Consider the following 7,192-nt stretch of genomic DNA (forward strand, 5'->3'; position numbering starts at 1 on the left):
TGTTCTATCTATCCTTTGACAAGTCTCTATTTTCTTCATATAAACATGCACACTTTTTCTCTTTTAGAAGTTCATATAAATTATTTGAAATCAAGAATCAACGGAATATTATAGGAATATTTAAAAAATAAAACATTTAATTTATTTATGGTATCATACAAAAAACATTTGTTTTCTCAATTAATCCCCCTAGTTGGATTCGTCTATATTGCACATATTTACAACATGAAAGACACTAAGAAAAAAAGGATTTTGTTGAAGGGATGAAACATTACAAAACTCTTATTTAGGACCTTATGTCATCCTCTTTTCTAGCAATATCGAGTTATCCCAAAAAACGTATATTTACTAACATAAATTACAGGTGGTGTATTGTGAAAGAAATAGTATTTGTTCAAAATAAAAAAAGACTCCTTATGAAATTCGAATTTTTAAAAAAGGATTTAGTACTTACCATTTCACTGATACTAGCAATTGTCAGCTGCTTAATACATTCGCCAAAGATCGAATATATTAACTTTGAAGTGTTAATTAGCTTATTTAATCTGATGGTAGCCATTAAGGCCTTGGAACAGCTAAAGATATTAGACAAACTTGCCGTTGCGATTTTAAATAAATGCAATAACAGCAGGTCAATATCTATTATTCTAATTTTGTTATGCTTTATTTGCTCCATGTTTGTAACAAATGATGTCGCTCTCCTCACTTTTGTACCAATAACACTTGTCATTAGTAAAAAAACACAAATGAACATGATGGATACAATCATCCTGCAGACAATTGCGGCAAACATCGGTAGTAGCTTGATGCCTATGGGAAACCCACAAAATTTATACCTATATTCTTACTATGGAATTAAGCTCATCCCATTTTTAGGTTCAATCCTGCTTTTAGCTGTACTTGGAATTAGTTTGTTATTTATATTTACTCAAAAACTTCAAAAAACAGATTTGAAAATAGAACTACCTGTTATTACCGTGAAAAATCGAAAAAAAGCTACCGTCTGGATTTTGATACTTATTACTATCATTGCATCTATTTTTGGTGTTATTAATTATTACATTGCGCTAATAGTCACACTGATAGCAGCATTTACGTTAGATAGAAACTTACTATTTAAGATTGATTACTTTCTTCTAATAACCTTTGTCTGTTTTTTTATTTTTATCGGAAACATTTCCCATTCCGATGCACTGGGGACATTTGCTCGCGCTAATTTAAGAGGAGATACTTCAGTCTTCTTTAGTTCCATATTTTTGAGTCAATTGATTAGCAATTTTCCTACTTCAATTCTTCTATCAAACTTTACTTCTGATTGGAAAGCTTTATTACTAGGAGTAAATATTGGAGGGCTTGGAACAATTATCGCATCTTTAGCCAGTGTAATCTCCTATAAGCTATTCATTCAGGCCAATGTTAAAGAGAGTAAGGCGTATTTAATTAAATTTAGCATTTACAACTTTGCATTTTTAATCATACTTACATGTATACAATACTTTATCTTTAAATTTCTAAAAATTTTTTAAAAAATTGATTCCTTTAGAAAAACCCAAATTTCTCAGCATTAAATTGAGAAATTTGGGTTTTAATATAGGTATGTTCACTATTTTGAGATGTTCCCAAAGCGAAACTCTTTTAGCTTTTACGTTATTTATTAGAATTCGGTTCATTTTTTATGCACTCAGTTATATAATAAATGACTGAATTTATAGGGTAATAACTTTCAATTAATAATAGAAAGTTATTACAATGTTATTTCATTTTTGAAGTCCTCTTCACAAAATCCTTAATGTCCCTCAAATTTTTCCCGCTAATATTATCTTTGATGGTTAAATTTAGTTCAATTTCTAATTTTGCAAATACTGCTCCTACACAATTATAGATACTTAATCCCTCTATACTCTTTCAAGCGGTAATCCATTCCGATGGAAATTACAAATGACAAAATTTATCCGTTTTTCCTACTTGCTAAATTCAGCAAGTAAAATGTTTTTAAAAACTTCTGGATTATTAAGGTTTAAACTGTTCGAATTGATAGCGAGTGTATGTTTACCTCCAAGCGTTCCACCAGCAAAAGTGGAAAACCCTGGAACGGCCCCCCTGTGTCCCCATACCGAGACACCGTTCGGAAGCTTAATTTCAAGTATTCCAAGACCATATCCGGTTCCCTCTCTATTTGTAGGAACTGTAGTAAGCATTTGTTTTAACTGCTGTTCCTTCAGTAATTTGCCACCTAGTAAGCAAGAGAAGAATTTGTTTAAGTCGTCAGCAGTAGAAATCATATCTCCATCCGAGCTACCTGGGTTAATATAAGTAACATCTTTTAGCTCACTCGCTCCGTCTAGTTGCAAATAGCCACGGGCATGCTTGGTGCCTGGAATCACGCTTGAATTACCAGGTAAAAATGTATTTGACAAATCAAGCGGTTCAATAATCCGATTTTCAACCTCTTCCGCATAGCTGTTTCCTGTTACTTTTTCAATAAGGATTCCTAGTATTACATATCCTGTATTTGAATAAGACCAACCCTTTCCTGGGGCAAAGTCTGGGGGAAGTGAAATCCCCATCTTTACAAATTCTTCAGCCGTATACGATTTTTTTATATCCGTAATATCAAAGTCTTTTGAATTTATATAGTCAGCAATACCACTTGTATGATTCAATATTTGCCGGATCGTAATCTGGTTACCATCATATCCGTTTCCTTGAATAACACCAGGTAACCATTTTTCAATGGAGTCGTCTAGATTCAAACGGTTCTCTCCAGATAATTGAAGTAGAACTGTTGCAATGAACGTTTTCGTCACACTGCCAATGCGAAAGCGAAAATCTGCTTTCATTGGTTTCTTAGTTTTCAGATCCGCTACCCCAGCTGTATAACTCCAAGTTTTACCCCCCTTAGAAATTTTAGCGAGTATTCCTGGGTATCCAAGTTGCAGTTCATCTCGCATTGCTTTCTTAACGGAAGTACGATCGCTTTGCGTACTTGTTTGTAACGAACTAGATACATTTTGCGTAGGTTCTGCTTTTACAATTAATGTTGGTGTTATGTATAACAGGGAACTTCCACCTATTAAAAGTGCTAGACTTGCACATGTAATTTTACTGCGTGTTTTCATAAAGAATTCCTCTCTTCTATTTAAATTGTATTGATGGCTGATAGCTGTCTCATATACTAACCACATAGCTATCAACTCTCCCAATGATAAAAGTCAACACTGAATTTGCAATCAACGTACTAATCATTATTTTCACAAACACCATTGTGTTCTAACAATCTCTAAATCACTCTTTTTCCACATACATATTAACCATAGAAATTACTTCTTTTCCTTAAAACACTCTTGTTACTGATTATTTGTTTTATATGTAGGCCGTACTTGTTCCCCCCTTCATCCCTCCTTATATTTTTATCCTACACAATGAAAATCTCTTTTTTCTTACCTATTCCTTACAAATTCCTTACATACAAAATCACTTCTACAATAGGACTGAAGTAGTATCTGTGCCCGAAAGCGCAAAAAACACCAATGCTTTTCGCTTCAGTGTTTTTGCGCTTTACATATTGTAAGATTCGTTTTACTCTTAACAGGTTAAACTGCTGATTTTTTCTAATGCGATTATTCTTCTTGCTATATAAAACAAATTTCATTGTGTTATATGAAATTTGTCATTAAGGCACATGATTCTAAATTTATTGATGTACTTGAGATGGACTCACTTTTTGAATTTGAACAAGTATATCAAACGCTTTACCTAATGATATATCAACAGTTTTTGGTATATCAGGCCCTTCGGTAGTTATTCCAGCGAAAATTGGCTGTTGTTCATTTAACCAAGTTTTTGTCACGCCGTTCGCCTTACGTAAATCAATAACAAATTGATCTTTTTTGACCTGTCCAAAAATGTAGTTATAACTGTTTGGATCATCCGATTTTAATGTTCCATAGGGGCCAAATTCACCATTGCTATTCTTCACATTGTATTGTCCTTCATAAACTGACGTTCCAATAGATACGTACCGTTTTCCGTAATATTCTGCTAAATGCTGCCCTGCTACTTTAGGGTATATAAAAGAAAGCATATTTGTTTTCGAAACGTGTCCATTATGTCCCCATACAATGGTTTTTCCTAAATGTTCTTCAGTCCACTTCGCATTTTCATACATTGCAATATCATGTTTCAAATAAAAATCCGCTGGTTTATCAGGAGGTGTCGCTAACATTGTAGTAAACTGTTCAATAATACGAGCATTTTGCTTTATCCATACGAACTCTTTAGATTTCCCATTTAAATGACTTTTATTTTCCTCTAATAAAGCACTAATTTGTTTAGCATCTAAAACATACTTTTCTTTTTCTTCTTTCGTAAGGCTTTCAAAAGTATTCATATCCTTTGTTACAGGAATAAGCCCTTTTATCTTCTCTTCTACTCTAGGCAACAATTTTGAATTGTTAGCTTTAATATATTCTATTATATTATTATAAACATTTTCGTTTACTGATTGAATGTCCATCCCGATGACACGTACTTTCGATTTATGTTTTGGATTAGCATTATATTGCCGAATCCAATCAAGTAAATCTAGCATTTCTTTCGTCTTAAATACAGGTGTTAGGTGTTGGCTTGGGTTTCCCTTACCAGTAAGAACATATCGATCAAGTTCCAAGGCCCTGTCCCATCCCTCTTCTAAAACTAGATTGGTAAAGCCCCTTTCAGATACTAAATACTTAACAATGCGGTGTTTCATCGTAAAAACTTCATGAGCCCCATGCGTAGCTTCACCTAAACCTACAATTGAAGCTGAACCTATCATATCCTTAAGTGGTTTCAAATCATTAAGAGATGCAGTTGGATTAGTTGTTTTTAAAGGCTTTGCATGTGCTTCTAACCATTTCGTTATTTGATTTGTATTATAGGGAGCTGTAACAGAAACCTCTGTTTTCGAATCTGCATAAGTATTTCCTACAAAATGAGTCATTGTTATAGCAGAAGCAACAATTGCAATAATTATTTTCTTTTTCATAAAAAACCTCCTGAAATATTTACTTATAGCTTTTTAACATACTCTGCCAACTTCCGTTTAAAACATTCATTTTCTTATTACTGTTAAGATACATTTATTCTAGTTCCTAAAACTCACTTATTTCTTAATAGGTTCTTAAGAAATTCTTAATTCATTTAAACGAATATAAAACTAAATAAGCTTCAATTCATAGTATTGTAAATTCCTCATTGCATAACATAATAATGTACAAATATTCGTTATAAATGATGTTATCTAAAGTATTCAATTTCAGTATGTATTATTAACGTAGTTAATATATGGTTAATATGAAGTTCCAAATTTTGATTGTTTGTAGTCTCTTTATCATAGAGTTAATTTAGGGGTTATTTTTTGTTCACTTCATTTTTTTCGGCACTCTGCATCTAGACGGTATACCCATTGGCCACAGTTAGACTATTTCAAATCAAAAAAATAGATTACCTGCACACTAAAGAGTATAGTGCACAGGTAATCTAGTTGTTTTTGAGATTAATAAAAAACTAATTTATCTTTTGAATTCTTCCATCAATAACAGACTGAATTGGTTCTTTTGATTTTTTTATATAATCTACTAATGCTTCAAAATCAGTTGGTCCTGTTTCAGCATCTTTACCGTTTTTAAAGGATACAAATCCATCTCCCCCTGAAGCTAGAAATGCGTTAGCAACGACGCTGTAAGTTTTAGAAGGAATAATTTCTTCTCCATTCGTTAAGCGAATACTTGTTACTTTTTCTCCATTGGGCTTGTTCGCATCCCAAGTGTATTGGATCCCTGAAATTTGAAGCATTCTTGTTATGTCTTTTTGCCATTGTTGATTTAAAATATCACGAATGTCTTGACCTGTTAAATTTACTTTTATTAATTGATTTCCGAATGGTTGAATACCATATATCTCTCCCCATGTAATATCACCAGCATCTAAGTCATTACGAATACCACCAGGATTCATAAGTGCAATTTGGGATTGCATTGTTGTACGCTGGGCATCAGCAACTAAATTTCCAAGAGTAGATTCACCAGCCGTATTGAGTTTGCGATCTAGTGGCGCAATAGACTTACCTACAACTTCATTAACAAGAGGTGCGATTTTTGCTTGATATTTCTCCATCTTCTTCTTTATTTTTTTATCAGGCTCTATGCCTTCATGATAAGTTGTAACAATTTCTGCTTTTTTCTCAACAATATCTTGTGTTTTACGATCAATCTTTACATCAACATCAGCAAAAGCCATACCATATGAATTTGCTTGTACGACAAGTTTATTATTAACAGTTCCATTTACATAAGTGTGGCTATGGCCACCAAAAATAACATCGACTTCTGGATCAGTCTCATTTGCTAATCGGACGATATCACCATTTGTTACGCCGTTCCCATCTGTTATACCTCCGTTATGTGCAAGAACAACGATAGATTTAACGCCTAGTTTTTTTAATTGCTTTACGGATTTGTTAATAGCTTCAACTTCATCTGTAATTTCTACATTCTTTAGCATAGTAGGCATAACAAGGTTAGGAACATCCGTTGTTACGACTCCGATAAATCCAACAGGAACTCCTTGTACCTTTTTTATAGTGAATGGTGGTAAAAATAAACGACCGGTGGATTTATTATAGAAATTTGCAGCAACATATGGGAATTTTGCTCCTTTAAAATTTCCTGTTTTCTCATGGTATCCACCATAAATAAGGCGGTTCATTTCTTCAACACCTTCATCAAATTCATGATTTCCTATCGTTCCAACATCGAATTTCAAATCATTTAGAAATTCAATTGTAGGTTCGTCTTGTAATAATGCTGAAACAGGAGTACTTGCTCCAACAACATCTCCAGCATGTACCTTTAATGTATTCGGATTTTGTTTTTCACGATCACGTAAATAAGCCCCTAAGTACTCAATTCCCCCTGCATCTTTATTGTTAATTTTTTTTACAGTGTCTAGTTGCCCATGAAAATCGTTAATACCGAGCATTTGTACATCTATGTAGCGGTTTGATTCTGTACTTGCTTGGGCTGAAGGCATAGCAAATACACTAGTAAAAGTAACTGTACTTAATGCTAAAGCAACTGGAATGATTTTTTTCAACATAAAATTTCTCTCCCCTAATTAAAATCTGACATAATACGATGTTATTTTAATATAT

General features: G+C 33.1%; 4 protein-coding genes. 1 reads left to right on the top strand and 3 read right to left on the bottom strand.

The window, feature by feature from the left end; genetic code table 11:
- Window positions 1-374: 374 nt before the first annotated feature.
- Window positions 375-1,526 (top strand): anion transporter, encoded by a 1,152-nt coding sequence (locus tag ACQGSG_RS24690; protein WP_000659286.1) that lies wholly within the window; start codon window positions 375-377, stop codon window positions 1,524-1,526.
- A 435-nt stretch (window positions 1,527-1,961) separates the two neighbouring features.
- On the opposite strand, the gene ACQGSG_RS24695 is transcribed toward ACQGSG_RS24690, so the two are convergent.
- The 3 genes from ACQGSG_RS24695 to ACQGSG_RS24705 all read right to left on the bottom strand — a co-directional run bounded on the left by ACQGSG_RS24695 (window position 1,962) and on the right by ACQGSG_RS24705 (window position 7,137).
- Complete coding sequence (locus ACQGSG_RS24695) at window positions 1,962-3,119, bottom strand: serine hydrolase domain-containing protein (protein ID WP_002103315.1); 1,158 nt, start codon at window positions 3,117-3,119, stop codon at window positions 1,962-1,964.
- A gap of 575 nt (window positions 3,120-3,694) precedes the next feature.
- The gene (locus ACQGSG_RS24700; RefSeq protein ID WP_426948235.1) at window positions 3,695-5,026 is read right to left on the bottom strand and encodes an erythromycin esterase family protein; all 1,332 of its coding nucleotides are present in this window, start codon (window positions 5,024-5,026) and stop codon (window positions 3,695-3,697) included.
- Window positions 5,027-5,547: 521 nt separating this feature from the next.
- On the bottom strand, window positions 5,548-7,137 hold the full coding sequence (locus tag ACQGSG_RS24705) for a bifunctional metallophosphatase/5'-nucleotidase (RefSeq protein ID WP_000913792.1): 1,590 nt from the start codon (window positions 7,135-7,137) through the stop codon (window positions 5,548-5,550).
- Window positions 7,138-7,192: the final 55 nt, after the last annotated feature.

This window comes from Bacillus sp. GMa5/1, from assembly GCF_050172015.1.
GTDB classification, from domain to species: domain Bacteria; phylum Bacillota; class Bacilli; order Bacillales; family Bacillaceae_G; genus Bacillus_A; species Bacillus_A cereus.

Bases quoted from the DNA above. Each gene is read 5' to 3' on its own strand.
- ACQGSG_RS24700 (WP_426948235.1), bottom strand. From the start codon at position 5,026: ATGAAAAAGAAAATAATTATTGCAATTGTTGCTTCTGCTATAACAATG.
- ACQGSG_RS24705 (WP_000913792.1), bottom strand. From the start codon at position 7,137: ATGTTGAAAAAAATCATTCCAGTTGCTTTAGCATTAAGTACAGTTACT.
- ACQGSG_RS24695 (WP_002103315.1), bottom strand. From the start codon at position 3,119: ATGAAAACACGCAGTAAAATTACATGTGCAAGTCTAGCACTTTTAATA.